The sequence below is a fragment of the Pseudomonas sp. AC532 genome, assembly GCF_979258965.1.
Map to the genome: position 1 here is coordinate 2082577 of NZ_OZ409888.1, position 20991 is coordinate 2103567.

Annotated in this window: 22 protein-coding genes; 10 read left to right on the forward strand and 12 right to left on the reverse strand. The window is 63.5% G+C overall.

The window, feature by feature from the left end:
• Window positions 1-316 precede the first annotated feature (316 nt).
• Window positions 317-709: a 30S ribosomal protein S9 gene (gene rpsI, locus ACZ0AV_RS09915; RefSeq protein WP_499150888.1), complete on the reverse strand. Its 393-nt coding sequence runs from the start codon at window positions 707-709 to the stop codon at window positions 317-319.
• A gap of 14 nt (window positions 710-723) precedes the next feature.
• Window positions 724-1152: a 50S ribosomal protein L13 gene (rplM, locus tag ACZ0AV_RS09920; RefSeq protein ID WP_042556349.1), complete on the reverse strand. Its 429-nt coding sequence runs from the start codon at window positions 1150-1152 to the stop codon at window positions 724-726.
• A gap of 247 nt (window positions 1153-1399) precedes the next feature.
• On the opposite strand from rplM, the gene ACZ0AV_RS09925 reads away from it, so the two are divergent.
• Window positions 1400-2437 (forward strand): NADP(H)-dependent aldo-keto reductase, encoded by a 1038-nt coding sequence (locus ACZ0AV_RS09925; RefSeq protein WP_499150889.1) that lies wholly within the window; start codon window positions 1400-1402, stop codon window positions 2435-2437.
• A 200-nt stretch (window positions 2438-2637) separates the two neighbouring features.
• On the opposite strand, the gene nfi is transcribed toward ACZ0AV_RS09925, so the two are convergent.
• Entirely contained in the window at window positions 2638-3345 is a 708-nt protein-coding gene (gene nfi, locus ACZ0AV_RS09930; RefSeq protein WP_499150890.1) for a deoxyribonuclease V, read from the reverse strand.
• 129 nt (window positions 3346-3474) lie between these two features.
• Here nfi and ACZ0AV_RS09935 point away from each other — a divergent pair, with 129 nt between their 5' ends.
• On the forward strand, window positions 3475-4491 hold the full coding sequence (locus ACZ0AV_RS09935) for a GlxA family transcriptional regulator (RefSeq protein ID WP_499150891.1): 1017 nt from the start codon (window positions 3475-3477) through the stop codon (window positions 4489-4491).
• A gap of 12 nt (window positions 4492-4503) precedes the next feature.
• Here the strand turns inward: ACZ0AV_RS09935 and zapE are convergent, their stop codons facing one another.
• From zapE to ACZ0AV_RS09950, 3 genes are all read right to left on the reverse strand, one after another.
• Window positions 4504-5598 (reverse strand): cell division protein ZapE, encoded by a 1095-nt coding sequence (zapE, locus tag ACZ0AV_RS09940; RefSeq protein ID WP_499150892.1) that lies wholly within the window; start codon window positions 5596-5598, stop codon window positions 4504-4506.
• A 242-nt stretch (window positions 5599-5840) separates the two neighbouring features.
• Window positions 5841-7190 carry a tryptophan--tRNA ligase gene (locus tag ACZ0AV_RS09945; RefSeq protein ID WP_499150893.1) on the reverse strand — a complete coding sequence of 450 codons (1350 nt, stop codon included), beginning with the start codon at window positions 7188-7190 and terminating at the stop codon, window positions 5841-5843.
• A gap of 157 nt (window positions 7191-7347) precedes the next feature.
• Window positions 7348-7977 carry an alpha/beta hydrolase gene (locus ACZ0AV_RS09950; RefSeq protein WP_499150894.1) on the reverse strand — a complete coding sequence of 210 codons (630 nt, stop codon included), beginning with the start codon at window positions 7975-7977 and terminating at the stop codon, window positions 7348-7350.
• 178 nt (window positions 7978-8155) lie between these two features.
• Between ACZ0AV_RS09950 and ACZ0AV_RS09955 the strand changes: the two genes are divergently transcribed.
• Both ACZ0AV_RS09955 and ACZ0AV_RS09960 read left to right on the forward strand, forming a co-directional pair.
• Complete coding sequence (locus tag ACZ0AV_RS09955) at window positions 8156-8596, forward strand: Z-ring associated ZapG family protein (protein WP_499150895.1); 441 nt, start codon at window positions 8156-8158, stop codon at window positions 8594-8596.
• Window positions 8597-8681: 85 nt separating this feature from the next.
• On the forward strand, window positions 8682-9323 hold the full coding sequence (locus ACZ0AV_RS09960) for a TetR family transcriptional regulator (protein ID WP_499150896.1): 642 nt from the start codon (window positions 8682-8684) through the stop codon (window positions 9321-9323).
• A 567-nt stretch (window positions 9324-9890) separates the two neighbouring features.
• On the opposite strand, the gene azu is transcribed toward ACZ0AV_RS09960, so the two are convergent.
• Window positions 9891-10340, reverse strand: coding sequence for an azurin (gene azu, locus ACZ0AV_RS09965; RefSeq protein ID WP_499150897.1), 450 nt, complete (start codon window positions 10338-10340; stop codon window positions 9891-9893).
• A gap of 773 nt (window positions 10341-11113) precedes the next feature.
• Between azu and ACZ0AV_RS09970 the strand changes: the two genes are divergently transcribed.
• Window positions 11114-11647, forward strand: a complete 534-nt coding sequence (locus ACZ0AV_RS09970; RefSeq protein ID WP_499150898.1) for an REP-associated tyrosine transposase — start codon at window positions 11114-11116, stop codon at window positions 11645-11647.
• A gap of 163 nt (window positions 11648-11810) precedes the next feature.
• Here the strand turns inward: ACZ0AV_RS09970 and ACZ0AV_RS09975 are convergent, their stop codons facing one another.
• Both ACZ0AV_RS09975 and aptA read right to left on the reverse strand, forming a co-directional pair.
• Window positions 11811-13310, reverse strand: a complete 1500-nt coding sequence (locus tag ACZ0AV_RS09975) for a CoA-acylating methylmalonate-semialdehyde dehydrogenase (RefSeq protein ID WP_499150899.1) — start codon at window positions 13308-13310, stop codon at window positions 11811-11813.
• 139 nt (window positions 13311-13449) lie between these two features.
• Entirely contained in the window at window positions 13450-14796 is a 1347-nt protein-coding gene (gene aptA / locus ACZ0AV_RS09980) for an omega-aminotransferase AptA (RefSeq protein WP_499150900.1), read from the reverse strand.
• A gap of 167 nt (window positions 14797-14963) precedes the next feature.
• On the opposite strand from aptA, the gene ACZ0AV_RS09985 reads away from it, so the two are divergent.
• A complete protein-coding gene (locus tag ACZ0AV_RS09985) occupies window positions 14964-15884 on the forward strand; it encodes a LysR family transcriptional regulator (RefSeq protein WP_499150901.1) in 921 nt (306 codons plus the stop codon).
• Window positions 15885-16129: 245 nt separating this feature from the next.
• Here the strand turns inward: ACZ0AV_RS09985 and ACZ0AV_RS09990 are convergent, their stop codons facing one another.
• Window positions 16130-16480 (reverse strand): hypothetical protein, encoded by a 351-nt coding sequence (locus ACZ0AV_RS09990; RefSeq protein ID WP_499150902.1) that lies wholly within the window; start codon window positions 16478-16480, stop codon window positions 16130-16132.
• A gap of 221 nt (window positions 16481-16701) precedes the next feature.
• On the opposite strand from ACZ0AV_RS09990, the gene ACZ0AV_RS09995 reads away from it, so the two are divergent.
• From ACZ0AV_RS09995 to ACZ0AV_RS10010, 4 genes are all read left to right on the forward strand, one after another.
• Window positions 16702-17625, forward strand: a complete 924-nt coding sequence (locus ACZ0AV_RS09995) for an aldo/keto reductase (protein ID WP_499150903.1) — start codon at window positions 16702-16704, stop codon at window positions 17623-17625.
• Between the two features lie 124 nt (window positions 17626-17749).
• Window positions 17750-18409, forward strand: a complete 660-nt coding sequence (locus ACZ0AV_RS10000; protein ID WP_499150904.1) for a TetR/AcrR family transcriptional regulator — start codon at window positions 17750-17752, stop codon at window positions 18407-18409.
• The gene (locus ACZ0AV_RS10005) at window positions 18409-18999 is read left to right on the forward strand and encodes an IMPACT family protein (protein WP_499150905.1); all 591 of its coding nucleotides are present in this window, start codon (window positions 18409-18411) and stop codon (window positions 18997-18999) included. The genes ACZ0AV_RS10000 and ACZ0AV_RS10005 overlap by 1 nt, the downstream gene beginning before the upstream one ends.
• Before the next feature lie 51 nt (window positions 19000-19050).
• Window positions 19051-19983: a 2-hydroxyacid dehydrogenase gene (locus ACZ0AV_RS10010; protein WP_499150906.1), complete on the forward strand. Its 933-nt coding sequence runs from the start codon at window positions 19051-19053 to the stop codon at window positions 19981-19983.
• An 89-nt stretch (window positions 19984-20072) separates the two neighbouring features.
• Here ACZ0AV_RS10010 and ACZ0AV_RS10015 read toward each other — a convergent pair whose 3' ends face one another.
• Window positions 20073-20366 carry a YceK/YidQ family lipoprotein gene (locus ACZ0AV_RS10015; protein ID WP_092371114.1) on the reverse strand — a complete coding sequence of 98 codons (294 nt, stop codon included), beginning with the start codon at window positions 20364-20366 and terminating at the stop codon, window positions 20073-20075.
• Complete coding sequence (ubiX, locus tag ACZ0AV_RS10020) at window positions 20359-20991, reverse strand: flavin prenyltransferase UbiX (RefSeq protein WP_164090966.1); 633 nt, start codon at window positions 20989-20991, stop codon at window positions 20359-20361. The genes ACZ0AV_RS10015 and ubiX overlap by 8 nt, the downstream gene beginning before the upstream one ends.

Genomic DNA, 20991 nt, shown 5'->3' on the forward strand with positions numbered 1-20991 from the left:
CACCCTGAGATGAAAGGGCAAAAAGCGCTGAGGATCACGCCGTAGAAGCAGCCTGCCTGCAATCCGGCGCGAGAGTCGCACAGGCCAGACCGGCGACTCATGACGCGCATCAACGAAGCGGCGAGTAGACCCGGGCGCCCGGCGCTCAGGGCGAGCAGGCGGGAGTGAACGCAGCCTGGAGCAGACATGAATAAATGGCCGGGAGCTATTTTTACGTCGCTTGCGACGGCCCGCAGGATGGCCGCCAGGAAATGGCAGGCCATAAAAAACGCCCAGCTCCGTGAGGAAACTGGGCGTTTTCGAGTACAGCAGCGAATTAACGCTTGGAGTACTGAGGACGCTTACGCGCTTTACGCAGACCCACTTTCTTACGCTCGACTTCACGAGCATCGCGGGTCACGAAGCCTGCTTTACGCAGAGCCGGACGCAGCGTCTCGTCATAGTCCATCAGAGCGCGGGTGATACCGTGACGGATCGCACCAGCCTGACCGCTCACACCGCCACCGATAACGGTAACGTAGACGTCGAATTTCTCGGTCATCTCGGTCAGCTCCAGCGGCTGGCGAACTACCATGCGGGCAGTTTCACGACCGAAGAAGGTGTCCAGGGTGCGGTTGTTGATGGAGATCTTGCCAGTGCCCGGACGCAGGAAAACGCGTGCGGTTGCAGTCTTGCGACGGCCAGTGCCGTAATTTTGAGTCGCCGACATAATGAACTATTCCGTTAAATCTTCAGTTCTTGAGGCTGCTGAGCAGTATGAGGGTGAGCAGCGCCCGCATAGACTTTCAGCTTACGGTACATGTCGCGACCCAGCGGGTTTTTCGGCAGCATGCCTTTGACCGCGGTCTCGATCACGCGCTCAGGCGCCTTGGCGATCAGCTTGTCGAAGCTGATCGACTTGATGCCACCCGGGAAACCGGAGTGCGAGTAGTACATTTTGTCGGTGGTCTTGGCACCGGTCACACGAACCTGCTCGGCGTTGATGACGACGATGTAGTCGCCGGTGTCAACGTGAGGGGTGTACTCGGGCTTGTGCTTGCCACGCAGGCGGCTAGCGATTTCAGTAGCCAGACGACCCAGGGTCTGGCCAGCAGCGTCGATCACAAACCAGTCGCGCTTTACTGTTTCTGGTTTAGCGGTAAAAGTTTTCATTCTTTATAGCCTCAGGGGCCGCCCAGCAAAAATAGACGGCGGATCTTACTGAATAGTGCGTACTTTGACAAGTCAAAGGCAGCCGGATGCGGGCGCTATTCGGGGGCTCGGGTCAGCGCGTCCGCGTACGGCAAGATTCTTCGGCAGGCGGCGCATCACTTCCACCGCAGAAAGAGGAGGCGGATTATCCTGATTGCGAAAAAAATATCAACCTGCTTGTATGGCTCTTTTGTCAGAGGACGCTCCAATGGAATACCGCCAGCTCGGCCAAACCGATCTCAACGTCAGCGCCCTGTGCCTGGGCACCATGACCTGGGGGGAACAGAACGACGCCCCTGAGGCGTTCGCCCAGATCGATCGCGCCAAGGCCTACGGCATCAACTTCATCGACACCGCGGAGATGTACCCCGTCCCGCCGCGCGCCGAAACCTACAGCAAGACCGAACAGATCATCGGCGAGTACTTCAAGCAGCGCGGCGATCGGGCAAACTGGATTCTGGCCAGCAAGATCGCCGGCCCAGGCAACGGCATCACGCATATCCGCGACGGCCAGCTCAAGCACAATCGCCAGCACATCGTCGCGGCCCTGGACGCCAGCCTCAAGCGCCTGCAGACCGACTGGATCGATCTCTACCAGTTGCACTGGCCGGAGCGCCCGACCAACTTCTTCGGCCAGCTCGGTTACAACCACCAGGACGCCGACACCACGCCCATCGACGACATTCTCGAGGCGCTGGACGAGCAGGTCAAAGCCGGCAAGATCCGCCACATCGGCCTGTCCAACGAAACGCCGTGGGGCACCATGAAATTTCTGCAGGCCGCCGAACGCCGCGGCATGTCGCGCGTGGTGTCGATCCAGAACCCCTACAACCTGCTCAATCGCAGCTTCGAAGTGGGCCTGGCGGAAGTCGCCATTCGCGAACAGTGTGGCCTGCTGGCCTACTCGCCCCTGGCGTTCGGCATGCTGTCCGGCAAGTACGAGAACGGCGCCCGCCCGGATAACGCCCGCCTCACCCTGTTCAGCCGCTTCGCCCGCTACAGCAGCCCGCAAACCCTCGCAGCCTGCTCACGCTACGTGGCCCTGGCTCGCGAGCATGGCCTGGACCCAGCGCAGATGGCCCTGGCGTTCGTGACCAGCCGCCCCTTCGTGACCAGCAACATCATCGGCGCCACCTCGCTCGAGCAGCTTGAATCCAACCTGGCGAGCAGCGAGCTGACGCTCAGCGACGCGGTGCTCGAAGGCATCGAGGCGATCCACAAGGCACAACCCAACCCGGCGCCATAAAGCAGCGCCCTTGCGGTGCGTTGTGCCGTCGGGAAGATCGCCCCGCATCCGTAGCCTGCGCTCGACACCGGGCTACGTTGCGTGAGCTCTTTCAGTCGGAAGGGTGGGGCTGGCCCACCCTCTTCCTGCAAATCACACAAGCTGCTTGGGCGTTAGCCGTAGGATAGGCGACAGCCCATCATATCCTTGCACCAAGCAGCCTAGAGAAGCGTGGGGCCCTTGTCATCGCGGCGCGAAGCCAGCCGATCAGCCAGCCGCGTCGGCTCCGGCAGCCGATAACCGCGCCCCCAGCTCAACACCAACTCTGCCGCACGATCCATGCTGACCCGATGGCCGGGCGAGACGATCAACGGCTTCACCTTGCGCTTGCTGCGCAGCATCCAGCCGATCTGCCGGCCCTGGCGGTCGAGCAGCTCGACCTTGTCGCCCCGCTCCTCGCCCAACTCGCCGTGCGAACCGGTAAGGATCTTCTTCGCCACGCCGATGGTGGGCCGTCCGCTGGCCACCCCGAGGTGGGCGGCAATGCCCAAGCCACGCGGGTGCGCAATGCCATGGCCGTCGACGACGATCAGGTCCGGCTCGGCGGGCAGCCCCGCCAGCGCATCGATCAGCGCCGGCAGCTCGCGAAACGACAGCAAACCCGGCACGTAGGGCATGCTGGTGGGAATGCGCGCCACGCACTGGGCAATCGGCTGCAAGGTTTCGGCATCGAGCAATATTGCCGCCGCGCGGGTGATGGTGCCGCCCTCCTCGAACCCGACGTCGACCCCGGCCAGCACGCGCAGTGGCGGAAAATCGTCTTCCAGGCGCACCTGCTCGGCGAGCTGTTTTTGCAGAATGCGGGCAGCGGCCGGCGTCCCGTCCCAGTCGGTGAACGGTGAGGCAGCGAGTTCGGAAAACGCGATCATGGCGACAGCTCCTTGAACATGGATGGCAAGACCAGACTGGACGCAGCATCGATAAAAGAAGACGATTCAGCCACGGCCTGACGGCTTTACCCTCAGCCCGATTCACTCACTCGAACAAGAACAACAACCATGCCCAGCCCGCCGTCTTCGCTCACTCGCGTGAGCATTCTCGCCACGTCCGGTGTATTCGCTTCGACCCTCATGCAGGCCAGAGATTTCTTTCATATGGCTGCCTTGCGCCACGGCAAGCACCAGGGCCTGGGACTGGTGCCGACCTTCGAGGTGCGCACGGTCAGCCCGGACGGGTTGCCGGTACGCAGCTTCAGCGATGTTCAATTGCCGGTCGACGGCCCGCTCGATGGGCAGGCCGAACTGATCATCCTGCCGGCGTTCTGGGACGACTACGACGCGCTGTGCAGCCGCTACCCGCAGGTGTTCGACTGGCTGCGCGAACGCCACGCCGCGGGCGCCAGCCTGTGCGGCGAAGCCAATGGTGCGTTCTGGGTGGCCGGCAGCGGGCTGCTCGACGGCAAGGAGGCGACCACGTGCTGGCGCTTCTTCGGCGAGTTCAGCACGCGCTTTCCAGGCGTGGTACTGAACCAGGACAAGCACCTGACCGACGCGGACAACCTGTATTGCGTGGCGGGCCCGACCTCGGCGTGCGACCTGTACATCTACCTGATCGAGCGCTTCTGCGGCACTGCGGTGGCGCAGAGCGTGGCCCGCGACATCCTCTACGAAGTCCGGCGCAGCTATACACCGGGGCTGATCGGTTTCGGCGGCCAGAAACAGCACCAGGACCCGAAGATCCTGCAGATCCAGCAATGGCTCGAGGACCACTTCGCCGAGCGCTTTCGCTTCGAGGATGTCGCCCGCGAGCACGGTATGAGCATCCGCAATTTCATGCGTCGATTCCACGCCGCCACTGGCGACAAGCCGCTGTACTACCTGCAGCGGCTGCGCATCGAAACAGCCAAGGGCCTGCTGTCGTCCTCACCGAAGAGCATCAAGACGGTGAGCTATGAAATCGGCTACGACGATGCCAGTTTCTTTGCCCGCCTGTTCCGCCAGCACACGGGCCTGTCGCCAAACCACTACCGCCAGCAGTTCCAGCAACAGACGCAACAGATCAGCCCACTCGGTTGAACCCCGCGTCGATCAGGGCTTGTGCGGGCGCGACAGGAACTCGTGGGACTGCATTTCCAGCAGGCGGCTCAAGGTGCGCTGGAACTCGAAGCTCAGGCGCCCGCCGGTGTAAAGATCCTTGAGCTCCACTTCCGCGGAGATGATCAGCTTGACGTTACGGTCGTAGAACTCGTCCACCAGGTTGATGAAGCGCCGCGCCATGTCTTCCTTGGCCACGCTCATCTGCTCGACGTTGGAGAGGATCACCGAGTGGAATATCTTGCCCAGCTCGATGTAATCGTTCTGGCTGCGCGGGCCGTCGCACAGCTCGCGGAAATCGAACCAGCCCACGTCGCCGCCAACGCGGCGCGCGGTGATGGCACGGTTCTCGATCATCAGCGCTTCGTTTTCCTGGACGCTGGCCTTCTCGTGCAACAGGCTCTTGAAGCTCTTCTCCAGGCTCTGCTCGGCAGCCTCGCCCAGCGGGAAGTGAAACAGCTCGGCCTGCTCCAGGGCACGCAGGCGATAGTCGATGCCGCTGTCGACGTTGACGATTTCGGTGTGCACCTTGAGCAGCTCGATCGCCGGCAGGAAGCGCGCGCGCTGCAGGCCGTCCTTGTAGAGGCCGTCCGGCACGATGTTCGAGGTCGCCACCAGGGTCACACCATTCTTGAACAGCTCTTCGAGCAGGGTCGCCAGGATCATCGCATCGGTGATGTCGGAGACGAAGAATTCGTCGAAGCAGATCACCCGGAATTGCTCGGAGAAGCGCTTGCCGATCACCGTCAGCGGGTTCTTGACGTCCTTGAGGGTGCGCATTTCTTCGTGCACGCGCTTCATGAAGCGGTGGAAGTGGGTACGTTCCTTCTCCTTGAACGGCAGCGCGTCGAAGAAAGTGTCGACCAGGTAGGTCTTGCCGCGGCCGACGCCGCCCCAGAAGTACAGGCCCCTGACCGGGGTGATGGTCTTCTTGCCGAACAGCTTGCCGAGCACCCCGGGCTTGCTGCGGTCGTCGGCGATCAGCTCGTCGTACAGGCGCTGCAGGTGGCGCACGGCCTGTTCCTGGGCGGCATCGTGAAAGAAGTCCGGACGTTTGAGGTCGGCCTGGTAGCGTTCGAGCGGGGTCATAGTGCGTAAACCGGGCAAATAAAGCGGGGGCGACACTTTAGGGGCTGTCCCCGCTTCAGCGCAAGCCACGCACTGAAACGAGAAAGCGCCCTGGCAGGCTCCCGCAGAGTGGCGTGGAGTGGACGAAGCCGGGTCGGCCCGCCCGTTCTGCGATCAGCAGGCAGACAAAGGGCGCGTCAACCACGCGCCCTCTTGTCACCGGCATTGGCTACAAACTCAGACCGTAGCCCCCGCCATTGGTGTCAGGCTTCTTCCGGCGCCAGCGCGTCACGCAAGCGGGCAATGGCAGCCTCGGCAGCGGCCGCGTCGGCGAAGGCAGGGCTTTCGCCGACCCGTTGCCCGTCCAGCCACACAGCGAAAGCTTGCCCTTGGACGCGGATGTCCAACGGCTCGCCGCTCTGCAGGCGCTTGCTCACCTGCCCGGCCGCCTTGCCATCGGCGAAGGATGGCGACAGCAGCAGTTGCTCGCCGTCGGCATCCAGCAGGCGGAAACGGAAGCTGCCGTCTTCGTCGCGGAAGCTGACGAAGCGCGCGCGCTTGGCTGCCCTCTTCTTGACGGTTTCGCTGCCGGACGCCTGGCTGCGGAACGAACGCAGGCCTACCGCTTCGCGCAGTTCGCCGAGGAATGGGGTGGCAACGCGACGGGCCTTGGCGGCGCCGGCCAGCAGGATGTCTTCAAGATCCGCCGGGCGGGCGATCAACGCGTTATAACGCTCGCGCGCCTCGCCCAGCTCGGCCTCGAGCAACTCGTAGAGCGCCTGTTTGGCCTCGCCCCAGGCCAGCCCGTCGAGCAGCGCAGCGCGAAAATCCGCCTGCTGGGTCGGCGCGGCAAAGGCCTGGTAGAGGGTGAACAGGTGCGAGTTGTCCGGGTCCTTCGCCTCGCCAGGCTGGCGCGAGTCGGTGACGATACGCGCCACGGCGTCCTTGAGCTGCCTGGCGCTGCCGAACAGCGGGATGGTGTTGTCGTAGCTCTTCGACATCTTGCGGCCGTCGAGCCCCGGCAGGGTGGCGACGTCTTCCTCGATCACCACCTCGGGCAGCTTGAACAGCTCCTTGCCCTGGCCGAACAGGTGGTTGAAGCGCTGGCCGATGTCGCGGGCCATTTCGACATGCTGAATCTGGTCGCGGCCCACCGGCACCTTCTCGGCGTTGAACATCAGGATGTCCGCGGCCATCAGGATCGGATAGCTGAACAGGCCCATCGTCACGCCGGCATCCGGCTCGATGCCGGCTTCGACGTTCTTGTCGACCGAGGCCTTGTAGGCGTGGGCGCGATTGAGCAGGCCCTTGCCGGCCACGCAGGTGAGCAACCAGCACAGCTCGGGGATTTCCGGGATGTCGGACTGGCGATAGAACGTCGCGCGGTCGGTATCCAGGCCCAGCGCCAGCCAGGTCGCGGCGATTTCCAGGCGCGAACGCTGGATGCGCGCCGGGTCATCGCACTTGATCAGCGCATGGTAGTCGGCGAGGAAATAGAACGAGTCCGCATCGGGGCTGCGGCTGGCGACGATGGCCGGACGAATTGCGCCGGCGTAGTTGCCCAGGTGTGGCGTGCCGGTGGTGGTGATACCGGTAAGAATACGAGTGGTCATGTTCGGGTTCGCTTTACGTGGAGCAACTGGATGATTGCGCGCGGCAAGCTCGCGGACGCCAGCCTGATGGCCGGCGGTGTCGACGACGGGCGGGCTGCCGGCATTCGCCAGCCGCCCCCAGGCCCATGTTCAACGCCGCCAGATCGCCGCGCAGCAGTCAGAGACGAGGCAGCAGCAGGTCCTTGAGATCCGTCAGCTTGCCATGGAAGAAGTGCCCGCATTCTGCCACTTTCAGCAGCTCGTGGGCACGCCCGAGGTTGGCGGACCAGTCATAGACCAACTGCGGCTCGACCACTTCATCGGCATCCGGCTGGATAACCACCAGTGGACAACGCTCGGCCGGCGGGTTGTCGCCACCCAGGCGCATCACCGCCGGGGCGATCATGAACAGCTTCGCCACCTCGATGCCCTGCTCTTCCAGGCGCGCACCAAGGCTGGCCGCCACGAAGCCGCCAAAGGAGAACCCCAGCAGCGTCAATGGCAGCTCGGGATAGGTGGCGCGCAGCCAGTGGGCTACGGCTTCGGCATCATCCACTTCGCCGCTGCCCATATCATGGCTGCCGGCACTGGCGCCGACGCCACGGTAGTTGAACCGCAGGGTGTGGTAGCCGGCATCGCGGGCGGTGCGCTGCAGCGTCGACACCACCTTGTTGAGCATGGTGCCACCCTGCACCGGGTTGGGATGGCAGATCAGCGCGACGCCGCGCGCCTCGGCCACCTCTAGAGAAAGGGCCTCGAGCTGGCCGCTCGGGCCATCGATCATTACGGGGGTTTCGCGCATGAGCAACAGTGAACTCCGTGACCTTGAACAGGGTCGACTCGTCGAACGATTCACCCAAGCCCTTGCCGGGCTGGTGGGCAAATACCTTAAACACCTTCGCATACACGCACTTACGCACTTAGCAGTGTACAGCGCAGGTTCCAGCCGTTAACGTAAAGCAAAGCCGTTTAGAGAGGAAGGACTCGTGGAACAGACGCTCACCGCCTGGTTGCTACCGGCACTTACCCTGGTCGCTGGCATCGCCATCGGTTTCCTGATCGCCCGCCTCGCGCCCAATGCCGCCCCCAGCCGCACCCAGCGCCAGCTGGACGAGATGCAGGAACGTTTCGAGACCTACCAGAACGAAGTGGTCACCCATTTCAACACCACCGCCAATCTGGTCAAGAAGCTGACCCAGAGCTATCACGATGTTCAGGAGCACCTGTCGCATGGCGCTGACCGCCTGGCCCTCGACGAAGTGACGCGCCAGCGCCTGCTCGCCACCCTGCACGCCGAGCCGACTGGCGAGAAACGTGACCGCCTGACCCCGCCGCGCGACAATGAAATCCCCAAGGACTATGCCCCCAAGACCGATGACGTCCCCGGCATGCTCGACGAAGGCTACGGCCTGAAGAACCGCTATTAACCAGCGGCGCGAGTAGTCCCGACCCCGCCGCCTGGCGGGGTTTTGCTTTACGACCCCGAATCGGGCAGACCAGGGAAGCGATTCGATGCCAGCACACAGCCCCCACCACCCCACCCGCCAGGCGCTGATGGATGCAGCCCGGGAACTGCTCGACAGCGGCCGGGCCTTCAGCAGCCTCAGCCTGCGCGAAGTGGCACGCGTCGCCGGCATCGTGCCGACCGGCTTTTATCGCCACTTCAAGGACATGGACGCCCTGGGCCTCGCCCTGGTGGCGGAGGTGGGCGAGACCTTCCGCGTTACCCTGCGCCAGGTGCGGCGCAACGAATTCGAGCTGGGTGGCATGATCGACGCCTCGGTGCAGATATTTCTCAGCGCCGTGGAGCAGAACCGCGGGCAATTTCTGTTTCTCGCCCGCGAACAATTCGGCGGCTCGCTGCCCGTGCGTCTGGCCTTGGCCACGTTTCGTGAAGGCATTGCCGCCGACCTGGCCAGCGACCTCAGCCTGATGCCCAAGCTGCAGCATCTGGATGAGCCCGCGCGCAGCATGCTGGCCGACCTGGTGGTAAAGACGGTGTTCGCCACCCTGCCCGAGCTGATCGACCCGCGGTCGGCCTCCCTGCCCCTGCACCGCCGCCCGGAAACCAAGATGACCGAGCAACTGCGCTTCATTCTGATTGGTGCCAAGCGCTGGCGCGGCCTGGGCATGAGCGAGTCTGGCGACGACTGAGCGTACGACGCGTTGCGGCTGCGCGACTGAGCGAAAAATCGCCGGATCGCGATACGGCCGATGCACAGCGGCCTGCACCAGCCTGCCCCCACGTTATCCACAGCTTGCCCCACAGCTATCGTGGACAACACCCCCACGCTGCCGGCAAATCGGCCGCAAACCTCTGAAATAACTCAATTGTTTGTTGACTTCAGCACGGTATCGAAGGGGGCATCCAAGGCCGGCAGGGCTTGATCAAATAACCATCAACACACTCCAGCCCGCGCCCCTTAGAGGCTGCAGATAATCATGCTCATCTTATCCACAGCCCTGCCCACAGAAGCCGTGGACAATTCCACGCCCTCCCGATAGCTATGCACAACCTACTGTTTTAAATAGATAAATTGCTGCTCAAAAAAAGTACTGGAAACGCGACTTAGCCTGAACAGGGCGCTGTGTCTACTTGCGCACAGCTTCGAAACAGACTTATCAACAGCCTTTGTGCATAACATCGCCAAGCGCGTTTCAGGTACAGATGCAAAAAGGCCGCTGGCATTGCAGCGGCCTTGTCTTTCGTAAAGCCAGCGGTCAGTCGACCAGCGTCAGCGCGCCTCTCATAAGCGCCGCGTGGCCGGGGAATGAGCAGAAGAACTGGTAGCTCTCGGCCGCATCCAGCTTGCTGACGTCGAAGGTCACCGAGTCGGACTCGCCGCCACCGATCAGCTTGGTATGGGCGATCACGCGCTCATCGCCTTCCTTCAGGTAACCCTTGTCGACGCCAGCGGCAATGCCGTCAGTGTTGACACCCTGCACATCCGCCGTCTTGGCCAGCACCAGATTGTGCCCCATCACATGCCTGGGCAGGTCGCCGACATGCTTGAGGTCGATGGTGAAGGTCTTGCAGCTCTTGCTGACCTTGATTTCCTTGGTGTCGAAGGTCATCTGGTCGGTGGACTGCACTTCCACCGAACATTCGGCAGCCAGCAGCGGTGCACTGGCCAGGGCCAGCACAGAGGCAACGACAAACTTGCGAATCATGGACGTCTCCTTGGCAGTAAAGGCGGTTGCTACGTGCAGCGTGCCTGAACCCGCGACGCTTGCCCATGACCTGAGGCAACAGACCGCAGGCTCATCCAGAAAAGCTATCGAAGCGATCCAGACAAACAAGCGGCCGGACTATGGCACAGGCTCTACCCTGTGCCCAACGACCTGAAGGAGAGAATCATGACAATCGTTGACAGCCTGCAGCAGTGGTTTGCCGCTTACGCTCAAGGCACGAGCGGCACGTCCCTTTAAGCACTTCATATACGACCGCCAGGCGAAGCCTGAAGCGCCGTCCACCCTACGTATATCCGGGCTACTTGCTAATCTGGATGCAGGGGCACAGACCTTTTGGGCGGGGCCGGCCATCCGGCGTTTGCCAAAAGGGACTCGCCGTAAGGGCGAAACCGGTTGATAAGCGGCGGCGGAGTGCAGCCTGGATTGAGCGTAGCGATACCCAGGGCGCCGATTCCCGGATGTCGCTGCGCTCGACCCGGGCTACTTATTCGAGAATGGCCGCCACAATCCCACCAACAGCAAAGCCCGTAGCCTGCGGTTGAGCGAAGCGATACCCAGGGCACCGATCCCCGGGTGTCGCTGCGCTCGACCCGGGCTACTTATTCGAGAATGGCCGCCACAAAACCACACCACCAGCAAAGCCCGTAGCCTGCGGTTGAGCGAAGCGATACCCAGGGCGCCGATTCCCGGGTGTCGCTGCGCTCGACCCGGGCTAGAGTGAATGGTGTTTTTTCTGCAAGGGACTGCAGGCAATGGTGCTTTATCGCCGCGATACAACGCCGGGCGCGACCTGGTTCTTCACGCTCAATCTGGCTAACCGCAACAGCGATTTACTGATTGCGCATATCGATCTTCTGCGCAGCAGTTTCACGCATGTGATGCGCCTGCATCCCTGGCAAATCGACGCCATCGTCATCCTTCCCGATCATTTGCATGCGCTCTGCACGTTGCCAGCTGGCGATGCGGATTTCGCGCTGCGATGGCGGCTGATCAAGAGCGGATTTTCCAGGGCCTTGCCGTTAGGCGAGCGTCAATCGCCCAGCCGACAACGTAAAGGCGAGCGAGGTATCTGGCAGCGGCGATTTTGGGAACATCGCATTCGTGACGATGAGGACTTCGCGAGGCATGTCGACTACATCCACCACAATCCGCGCAAGCATAGGCATGTCGAGCGGGTGGTGGATTGGCCGTGGTCATCGTTTCATCGTTATGTGGCGGCAGGAAAGTTGCCGGCGGATTGGGCAGGTGGTGGGAACGACGAGATATTTACGGGGGAGAGATTGTAAGGCGCCATGAGAATCGTCCCCGGGTGTCGCTTCGCTCGACGCCGGGCTACGGGATCGTGGGTAGCCTGGATTGAGCGTAGCGATACCCAGGGCGCCGACGCGATTATCGCCACTGATAAAAAGGCCGATCAATTGATCGGCCTTGTCGTTATCTCACCCCACCTCAGCTATTGCTGGGAAACGCAAACTGCGCCGCCTCGTGGGTCTTGCGCTGCGGCCAGCGCTGGGTGATCGACTTGCGACGGGTGTAGAAGCGCACGCCGTCCGGGCCGTAGGCGTGAAGGTCGCCGAACAGCGAGCGCTTCCAGCCACCGAAGCTGTGGTAGGCCACCGGTACCGGCAGCGGCACATTGACGCCGACCATGCCGACTTCGATCTCGTCGCAGAAGAGTCGCGCCGCTTCGCCATCGCGGGTGAATATGCAAGTGCCGTTGCCGTACTCGTGGTCATTGATCAGCTTCATGGCGGTTTCCAGGCTGTCGACGCGCACGATGCACAGCACCGGGCCGAAGATCTCGTCGGTGTAGATGGTCATGTCCGCCGTGACCCGGTCGAACAGCGTGCCGCCCAGGAAGAAGCCATTTTCGCTGCCGGACACGCTCAGGCCACGGCCGTCGACCACCAACTGGGCACCCGCGGCGACACCGGCGTCGATGTAGCCGGTGACCTTGTCCTTCGCCGCAGCGGTAACCAGCGGCCCCATGTCGAGGCCGCACTGGGTGCCGGCGCCGATCTTCAGGGCCTTGATCTGCGGGACGATTCGCTCGACCAGCGCATCGGCGATCTGATCGCCCACACACACCGCCACGGAGATGGCCATGCAACGCTCGCCGCAAGAACCGTAGGCGGCGCCCATCAGCGCGCTGACGGCGTTGTCGAGGTCGGCATCGGGCATCAGCACCGCATGGTTCTTGGCGCCGCCGAGGGCTTGCACGCGTTTGCCGCGCTTGGTGCCTTCGGCGTAGATGTATTCGGCGATCGGCGTGGAGCCGACGAAGCTCAGGGCCTTGACCTCAGGCGCCTGGATCAGCGCATCCACGGCGGTCTTGTCGCCGTGCACCACGTTGAGCACGCCGTTGGGCAGGCCGGCTTCGTGGAGCAGTTGGGCGATGTACAGCGTGGAGCTGGGGTCGCGTTCGGAGGGCTTGAGAATGAAGCAGTTGCCGCAGACGATGGCCAGCGGGTACATCCACAGCGGCACCATGGCCGGGAAGTTGAACGGAGTGATGCCGGCGACCACGCCCACCGGCTGGAAGTCGCTCCAGGCGTCGATGTTGGGGCCGACGTTGCGGGTGTATTCACCCTTGAGGATTTCCGGCGCAGCGCAGGCGTACTCGACGTTTTCGATGCCGCGCTTGAGCTCGCCGGCGGCATCTTCGAGGGTCTTGCCGTGCTCTTCGCTGATCAGCCTGGCGATGGCGTCTTCGTGCTGCTCGAGCAATTGCTTGAAGCGGAACATCACCTGGGCACGCTTGGCCGGTGGCGTGTTGCGCCAGGCCGGGAAGGCCTGCTTGGCCGAATCGATGGCCTGCTGCACGGTGGCTACGTCAGCCAGGGCAACGCGGCGCACCGCTTCCCCACTGGCCGGGTTGAACACGTCGGCGCTGCGACCGCCCTGGCCATCGGTGAGTTCGCCATGGATCAGGTGCTGGATGGTGGTCATAAAACTTCCTCGATAATTGTACGGTGGTAGGAGCGTCGCCCTCGGCGCGAAGATGGCGGCCGTACGGCACCCTCAGAGTTGCCTGCGCCAATCGCCCAAGGGGGTGGGGCTCCCATAGAAATCCATGCAGCCAGGCGTATCAGTCCAGCTTGTTGAGCACGTCGCCGACAGCACTGAACACGCGGTCGAGGTCGTCGATCCTGGCGTTGAACATTGGCCCGAACTGCAACCCGTCACCGCCGAAACGTACATAGAAGCCGGCCTTCCACAGGGCCACGCCCGCCTCGAACGGACGGATCGTCGGGTCGCCGTCACGCGGCGCCAGCTGAATCGCACCGGCCAGGCCGCAGTTGCGAATGTCCAGAACGTGCCGGGCGCCCTTGAGGCCGTGGATGGCGTTCTCGAACTTGGGCGCCAGCTCGGCGGCCTGCTGGATCAGATTCTCGCGCTTGAGCAATTCCAGCGACGCAAGGCCGGCGGCGCACGCCACCGGGTGGGCTGAATAGGTGTAGCCGTGGGTGAATTCGATCATGTGCTCGGGGGTCGGCTGGCCCATGAAGGTCTGGTAGATCTCCCGGCTGGCGATCACCGCGCCCAGCGGGATGGCGCCGTTGGTGATCTGCTTGGCGACGTTGAGGATATCCGGTGTAACGCCGAAGTACTCGGCGCCGGTCCACTTGCCCATGCGTCCGAAAGCGGTGATCACTTCATCGAAGATCAGCAGGATGTTGTGCTGGGTGCAAATTTCACGCAGGCGTTGCAGGTAGCCGGTCGGCGGCACGATGACGCCGGCCGAGCCGGACATCGGCTCGACGATCACCGCGGCGATGTTCGAGGCGTCATGCAACTCGATCAGCTTGAGCAGCTCGTTGGCCAGCTCGACGCCGCCCGTTTGCGCCGCGCCCTTGGTGAAGGCCATGCCCGGCTGCAGGGTGTGCGGCAGGTGGTCGACGTCCATCAGCTGGCCGTACATCTTGCGGTTGCCGGCGATGCCGCCGAGGCTGGTGCCAGCGATGTTGACGCCGTGATAACCGCGGGCGCGGCCGATGAACTTGGTCTTGCTGGCCTGACCCTTGAGGCGCCAATAGGCCTTGGCCATCTTCACCGCAGTGTCGGCGCACTCGGAGCCCGAGCCCGTGAAGAACACGTGGTTGAGCTCGCCCGGCATCAACTCGGCCATTTCCTCGGCCAATTTGAACGACAGCGGGTGGCCGTACTGGAAGCCCGGCGAGTAGTCCAGGGTGCCAAGTTGCCTGGCCACTGCCTCCTGGATTTCCGGGCGGCAATGGCCGGCGCCGCAAGTCCACAGGCCGGAAAGGCTGTCGTAGACCTTGCGCCCCGCGTCGTCGGTCAGCCAGGAGCCTTCGGCGCCGACGATGATGCGCGGGTCGCGATGAAAGCTGCGGTTGGCGGAAAACGGCATCCAGTGGGCATCGAGCTTCAGTTGGCTGGCCAGCGGCGGCGTGGCGGTCTGCGGCATGTTCATGGCGGGTGGGCCTCGTAAGTGGCGGGTGTCCGGTGACGGGCAGGCTGAGAAATCTCGCAGCAGTCGCGCCGTCTATCAGAAGCGTATCGGTTGTCAGTGAAGGTGCCACAGGCATAAAGTCACTCAAACCTGACTCTTCTTATCCTCAGTTCACTGGTGACTAAACAATGAGCGCCCGACGCCCGGAGCCCCTCGCCCAGGTCAGCGACTTCGATATCCGCCTGCTCAAGCTGTTTCGCAGCGTGGTCGAATGCGGCGGTTTTTCTGCGGCCGAAAGCGTGCTCGGTATCGGCCGCTCGGCGATCAGCCAGCAGATGAGCGATCTGGAGCAGCGCCTCGGCCTGCGCTTGTGCCAACGCGGCCGTGCCGGCTTCGCACTGACCGAGGAAGGTCGCGAGGTGTACCAGTCGACCCAGCAACTGCTGGCAGCCCTGGAGAGCTTTCGCACCGAGGTCAACGGCCTGCACCAGCACCTGCGCGGCGAGCTGAACATCGGCCTCACCGACAACCTGGTGACGGTGCCGCACATGCGCATCACCGGTGCCCTCGCCCGCCTCAAGGAGCGTGGGCCGGAGGTGCGCGTGCACATCCGCATGACCCCGCCCAGCGAGGTCGAGCAGGGCGTGCTCGACGGCCGTCTGCACGTCGGCGTGGTGCCGATGGTCGGCGCCCTCTCGGGTCTCGAGTACCAGACGCTGTACGACGAGCGCTCGCTGCTCTACTGCGCGGTCGGCCACCCGCTGTTCTATGTCGATGACCACGAACTGCCGGACGCACGGCTCAATGCCCAGGACGCCATTGCTCCGACCTTCCGCCTGCCGCCGGAAATCCAGACCCACTACCAGGCGCTCAACTGCACGGCCAGTGCTTCGGATCGCGAAGGCATGGCGTTTCTGATTCTGACTGGACGTTACATCGGCTACCTGCCGGACCACTATGCCGCCGCGTGGATCAAGGAAGGCCGCCTGCGTGCCCTGAAGGCCGAAACACGCTTCTACGACATCAACCTGGCCTCGGTCACGCGCAAGGGTCGTCGCCCGCACCTGGTGCTGGAGAGTTTTCTCGAGGAGCTCGCGGCGAGTGCGTGAGAGGTCTTTTTGATCAATTAGATGTGCGTTCGAATTGGCGGCTATAAGGCGCAAGCGGACGTTCGGTGATTCATTGTGGGAACGGGCCATGCCCGTGATTATTCGCGGGCACGGCCCGCTCCCACAGTCGTAGGGTGGACGACGCCTCACCTACGCGGCCCGACCTGTCCACCGATCGCAATGGTGGATGAAAAGAGCGTCATCCACCCTACGTCTGCTTTCGCCACCACCCTGCCATGCAGGGCTTACTCGACCTTCTCGTAGCTGCCGCCACATCTGACGAAGCAGTTCTTGTAGACCTCCGAGCAGATTCGGTAGTCAGGCCCGCCGATTGCCGTGGGCTTAGGGCACATCGTTTTGAGATTGGGGTCTTCGGTGGAATGCAGGCAGTTCTGGTAACTCTGGTTCTGGCTGTCATGGATGACTTTGAAGCCTTGGTAAGACTCATCCTCACTGCGCTCACAGGCCCGCTGCGTTTGGTTGCACTGCTGGACGCAGGCCTGGCCTTCGGCAGTTTGCGGCGGCACTTCGCGGTATTGGGTACAACCGCCCAGTAGTAGAGCGAATACGGGTAAAAACAGATGGCGAGACAACACGGGCTGCAGGGTCCTTAGGCAACGGTTCAGGCAGGCAACCTGAACATTTCAGACGTATCAGAGAAGCTGATGGGCTCTGCTGTGATGAGCCCCGCAAAGGTTGGTTCCCTATTCGCCGGTCAACCTTTAGCGACATACCCGGTAACAGGCTGTCGACAATCCATGAGGCTGGGCGTCTAGTCTCAAGCCATTGTCTCTTCAACCAGCCGCTGGAGCACGCCATGCCTAATCGTCGTCATTTCCTGCAGGGTAGCGCTGCCCTGATGACCCTCGCGGCAGGTAGCCAGCTGTTGCCGGGCTTCGCGTTCGCCGCGAATCCAGCTCCGCTGCTGCAGCGCAAGATTCCATCGAGTGGCGAGGCGCTGCCCGTGATCGGTCTGGGTACTTCACAAACCTTCAACGTCGGCATGGATGACGACAGCCTCGACGATCTGGATGAGGTGATGCGCGCCTTCATCAACGGCGGCGCCACGCTGATCGATACCGCGCCCAGCTACGGCAACGCGGAAGCAGTCACTGGCGAATTGCTCAAGCGCACCAAGACCCAGGGCAAGGCGTTTCTCGCCTCCAAGCTGTCGAGCACCGGGCGCGAGCGCGGCCTGGCGCAGTTCGAGGCCAGCCTCAAGGCGCTACAGACCGACAAGATGGACCTGTTGCAAGTGCACAACCTGCAGGACACCACCACCCAACTGGCGCTGGCGCGCGAGCTGCGCGAACAAGGCAAGGTGCGCTACATCGGCATCACCCATTACATCGAGTCGGCCCACGACGACCTGCTGGCCGTACTGGCCAAGGAGAAGGTCGACTTCGTGCAGCTCAACTACTCGGTCGGCGAGCGCAACGCCGAAGAGCGCCTGTTGCCCTACTGCGCCGATAACGGCATCGCCACGCTGATCAACCGGCCGTTCCAGCGCGCGCAATTGCTGGGCCGGGTAAAAGGCCAGCCGCTGCCGCAGTGGGCCACCGAGATCGATGCCACTTCCTGGGCGCAGTTGCTGCTCAAGTTCATCCTCGCCAACGAGGCGGTGACGGCGGTGATTCCCGCCACCTCCAACCCACGCTATGTGGTCGACAACCTCAAGGCCGGCCAGGGTCGGCTGCCCAATGCCGAGCTGCGTGAGCGCATCGTCCAAGCCTTCACCTAGACCGCGAGACGGCCGGCAGCGGACGCCGGCCAGGTAATTTTCAGAGACAGGCGCTTGTCACGTCGGCAACGGTGGAGTATCTGTTCACCCGCTGTGCATTCTGATCAGAACGGGAAACCCTTCGATGTCCCTCGACGCCCTCGCCCCCAGCGCCAATCCCGACAAGCCGACTGGCCGTATCCGGCAGAAGAACGAAGAAGCGATCATCGCTGCCGCCGAGGACGAGTTCGCCCGCCACGGCTTCAAGGGCACCAGCATGAACACCATCGCCCAGGCGGTGGGCTTGCCCAAGGCCAACCTTCACTACTACTTCAGCAGCAAGCAGGGCCTTTACCTGGCTGTGCTGGATAAGATCCTGTCGTTGTGGGACAGCGCCTTCAATACCCTGCGTGTCGAGGATGACCCGGCCGAAGCGCTGGAGCGCTACATCCGCGCCAAGATGGAGTATTCGCGCCGCTACCCCAAAGCCTCGCGCATTTTCGCCATGGAGGTGATCAGCGGCGGCGCCTGTCTGGCGCAGCATTTCGGCAAAGACCAACGGAGCTGGTTTCGCGAGCGCGCGGCGGTGTTCGAGAACTGGATCGCCGCCGGCAAGATGGATGCGGTCGACCCGATGCACCTGATCCTGATGATCTGGGGCAGCACCCAGCACTACGCCGACTTCGCGTCCGAGATCTGCCGGGTCAGCGGCCGCTCACGCCTGACCAAGCAGGACTACCAGGCGGCTGCCGACAACCTGGTGCGCATCATCCTGAAGGGCTGCGGATTGCAGCCAGGCATCTGATGGCGTTTGTGCTCCTCGCTCCCTGCGATTACCGCGAAGAAATCCGCAAGAGCCGCTTTCTCGCCCAGGCCTGCGCAATCACCGGCGCAGCAGACGCCCAGGCGTTCATCGATGCGGTCAGCGACCCGAGCGCCTCGCACAATTGCTGGGCCTGGAAAGCCGGCCAGCAGTTCCGCTTCAGCGATGACGGCGAACCCGGCGGCACCGCAGGCCGGCCGATTCTCGCAGCCATCGAGGCCCAGGGCTTCGACGGCGTGGCGGTGGTGGTCACGCGCTGGTACGGCGGCATCCAGCTTGGTACCGGCGGCCTCGCTCGCGCCTATGGCGGCAGTGCCAACAAATGCCTGCAGAACGCCGAGCGCCAGGAACAGATACCGCGCACGGCCTGCGCCTGCCATTGCGGTTTCGCCGAGCTGGCTTTGCTGAAGTCACGCCTCGCCGACTTCGACGCGGTGCTGGAGCAGGAAACCTTCGACGCCCAGGGCGCCGAACTGCACCTGGCCGTTCCGCAGCCGCACCTCGACGCCCTACAGCGCCTGCTGGCGGATATCAGCCGCGGGCGCAGCCGCCTGCGCGTGGTGTTACCGTGAGCGCGCTCTGCGGCCCACCCTCTACTACAGGCTGCCTACCATGGAGACCTCATGAAACCCCATCTGTTGATTCTCAACCCGCTCAGCGAGGCCAGCCTGGCGCGGATCGCCGAGCACTACTGGGTAACCCATGCACCGAACGCCGCAGCCCGCGAGGTGGCCATCGCCGAGCACGGCAACAGCGTGCAGGCCGTACTGACCATCGGCACCATCGGCCTGACGGCCGAGGAAATCGCTCGCCTGCCAGCGCTGGGTTTCGTCGGTACCCTGGGCGTTGGTTATGAAAAGGTCGATATCGAGGCGGCCCGCGCCCGCGGCATCGCCCTGAGCAACGGCGCCGGCAGCAACGCTGTCTGCGTCGCTGACCATGCCATGGCGCTGTTGCTGGCAGCGATTCGCGACGTGCGCCGCCTGGACAACGCCTGCCGCGCCGGCATCTGGCGTGATGCCCTGCCGATGACCGACGGGGTCAGCGGCAAGCGCCTGGGAATTCTCGGCTTCGGCGCGATTGGTGAACAACTCGCCCGCCGCGCCGCCGCCTTCGACATGCCGGTGGGCTATCACAACCGCTCGGCCAAGCCCGACAGCCCGCACCGGTACTTCACCAGCGCGCTAGACCTGGCGCGCTGGTGCGACTGCCTGGTGGTGGCGATTCCCGGCGGTGCCTCGACCTTGCACATGGTCAACGCCGACGTGCTAGACGCGCTGGGGCCGCAAGGTTATCTGGTCAATGTGGCCCGTGGCAGCGTGGTGGATACCGCCGCATTGGGTGTGGCGCTGCGCGACAAGCGTATTCGCGCCGCCGCGCTGGACGTCTACGAAAGCGAGCCGCTGCCGCCAAGCGAGCTGCTCGATCTCGACAATCTGATCATCACGCCCCACGTCGGCGGCAACTCGCCCCAGGCGCTGGAGCAGTCGCTGACGCAGTTCCTCGACAATATCGGCCGGCACTTTCGCGGTGAATCGCTGCTGACGCCGATCTGATCAGAAGGCGGATGCCGGGCGCGACACGGCGGGCCGAGGCGGACGCCGCTCGGCGCCCCAGACCGCGTCGCGGCAAACGGTTGATTTCGCTACCCACCACCCCTGACCTGCAAACCAATGCCCAGGGCTTTGGCCAGCGACAGCGGTAACAGCAAGGTATCGAGCAGCGCGCTGGCCGGCAGGTCGACGGCGGCATAGCGCGGCGCCTCGGCACCGAAACGCTCGACCGGGCAGCACCCGCCCTGCAGTGCGTACCAGTCCAGCCGCGTGCCGGCGTAGACCACCGGCGCGCCGGGTTTGGCAGCGTCGAGGGTGCGTGCAGTGGCGCAGCCGCCCAACTGCAGGCAGGCCAGCACCAGCAGCCAGCTCGTGCGCCTAGTCATCGCCACTGTTGAGGTGGTGCTCGCCCCAGCGTGGCAGCATGTCCTGGGGGATGTTCAGGCAGTTGAGAATGCGCGCGACGACGAAGTCGACCAGGTCGTCCACCGTTTGTGGCTGGTGATAAAAACCCGGCGAGGCAGGCAGGATGGTCACGCCCAGGTTGGACAGCTTGAGCATGTGCTCCAGGTGAATGCTCGAATACGGCGCCTCGCGCGGTACCACGATCAACTGGCGGCGCTCCTTGAGCGTGACGTCCGCAGCGCGCTCGATCAGGTTGTTGCAGGCACCGGTGGCGATGGCCGACAGGGTGCCGGTGCTGCAGGGCACCACCACCATCGCGGTCGGCGAACCAGAACCGGAGGCCACCGGGGCCATCCAGTCCTCCTTGCCGTAGACGCGGATCTGTCCGTCGGTGGCACCGGTGTATTCGGTGAGAAACGCCTGCATCGCCTGGGGCTTGGCCGGCAGGCTGACGTCCGTCTCGGTGGCCATCACCAGTTGCGCGGCCTTGGAGATCAGGAAGTGCACCTCACGGTCCTCGCGCACCAGGCAGTCGAGCAGGCGCAATCCGTACTGGGCGCCCGAGGCGCCAGTCATGGCAAGGGTGATGCGCTCCGGTCCGGCCAC

Excerpts from the sequence above, each read along its gene's own strand:
- rpsI (WP_499150888.1), bottom strand. The coding sequence starts at position 709 with ATGTCGGCGACTCAAAATTACGGCACTGGCCGTCGCAAGACTGCAACC.
- rplM (WP_042556349.1), bottom strand. The coding sequence starts at position 1,152 with ATGAAAACTTTTACCGCTAAACCAGAAACAGTAAAGCGCGACTGGTTT.
- ACZ0AV_RS09925 (WP_499150889.1), top strand. The coding sequence starts at position 1,400 with ATGGAATACCGCCAGCTCGGCCAAACCGATCTCAACGTCAGCGCCCTG.
- nfi (WP_499150890.1), bottom strand. The coding sequence starts at position 3,345 with ATGATCGCGTTTTCCGAACTCGCTGCCTCACCGTTCACCGACTGGGAC.
- ACZ0AV_RS09935 (WP_499150891.1), top strand. The coding sequence starts at position 3,475 with ATGCCCAGCCCGCCGTCTTCGCTCACTCGCGTGAGCATTCTCGCCACG.
- zapE (WP_499150892.1), bottom strand. The coding sequence starts at position 5,598 with ATGACCCCGCTCGAACGCTACCAGGCCGACCTCAAACGTCCGGACTTC.
- ACZ0AV_RS09945 (WP_499150893.1), bottom strand. The coding sequence starts at position 7,190 with ATGACCACTCGTATTCTTACCGGTATCACCACCACCGGCACGCCACAC.
- ACZ0AV_RS09960 (WP_499150896.1), top strand. The coding sequence starts at position 8,682 with ATGCCAGCACACAGCCCCCACCACCCCACCCGCCAGGCGCTGATGGAT.
- azu (WP_499150897.1), bottom strand. The coding sequence starts at position 10,340 with ATGATTCGCAAGTTTGTCGTTGCCTCTGTGCTGGCCCTGGCCAGTGCA.
- ACZ0AV_RS09970 (WP_499150898.1), top strand. The coding sequence starts at position 11,114 with ATGGTGCTTTATCGCCGCGATACAACGCCGGGCGCGACCTGGTTCTTC.
- ACZ0AV_RS09975 (WP_499150899.1), bottom strand. The coding sequence starts at position 13,310 with ATGACCACCATCCAGCACCTGATCCATGGCGAACTCACCGATGGCCAG.
- aptA (WP_499150900.1), bottom strand. The coding sequence starts at position 14,796 with ATGAACATGCCGCAGACCGCCACGCCGCCGCTGGCCAGCCAACTGAAG.
- ACZ0AV_RS09985 (WP_499150901.1), top strand. The coding sequence starts at position 14,964 with ATGAGCGCCCGACGCCCGGAGCCCCTCGCCCAGGTCAGCGACTTCGAT.
- ACZ0AV_RS09995 (WP_499150903.1), top strand. The coding sequence starts at position 16,702 with ATGCCTAATCGTCGTCATTTCCTGCAGGGTAGCGCTGCCCTGATGACC.
- ACZ0AV_RS10000 (WP_499150904.1), top strand. The coding sequence starts at position 17,750 with ATGTCCCTCGACGCCCTCGCCCCCAGCGCCAATCCCGACAAGCCGACT.
- ACZ0AV_RS10005 (WP_499150905.1), top strand. The coding sequence starts at position 18,409 with ATGGCGTTTGTGCTCCTCGCTCCCTGCGATTACCGCGAAGAAATCCGC.
- ACZ0AV_RS10010 (WP_499150906.1), top strand. The coding sequence starts at position 19,051 with ATGAAACCCCATCTGTTGATTCTCAACCCGCTCAGCGAGGCCAGCCTG.
- ACZ0AV_RS10015 (WP_092371114.1), bottom strand. The coding sequence starts at position 20,366 with ATGACTAGGCGCACGAGCTGGCTGCTGGTGCTGGCCTGCCTGCAGTTG.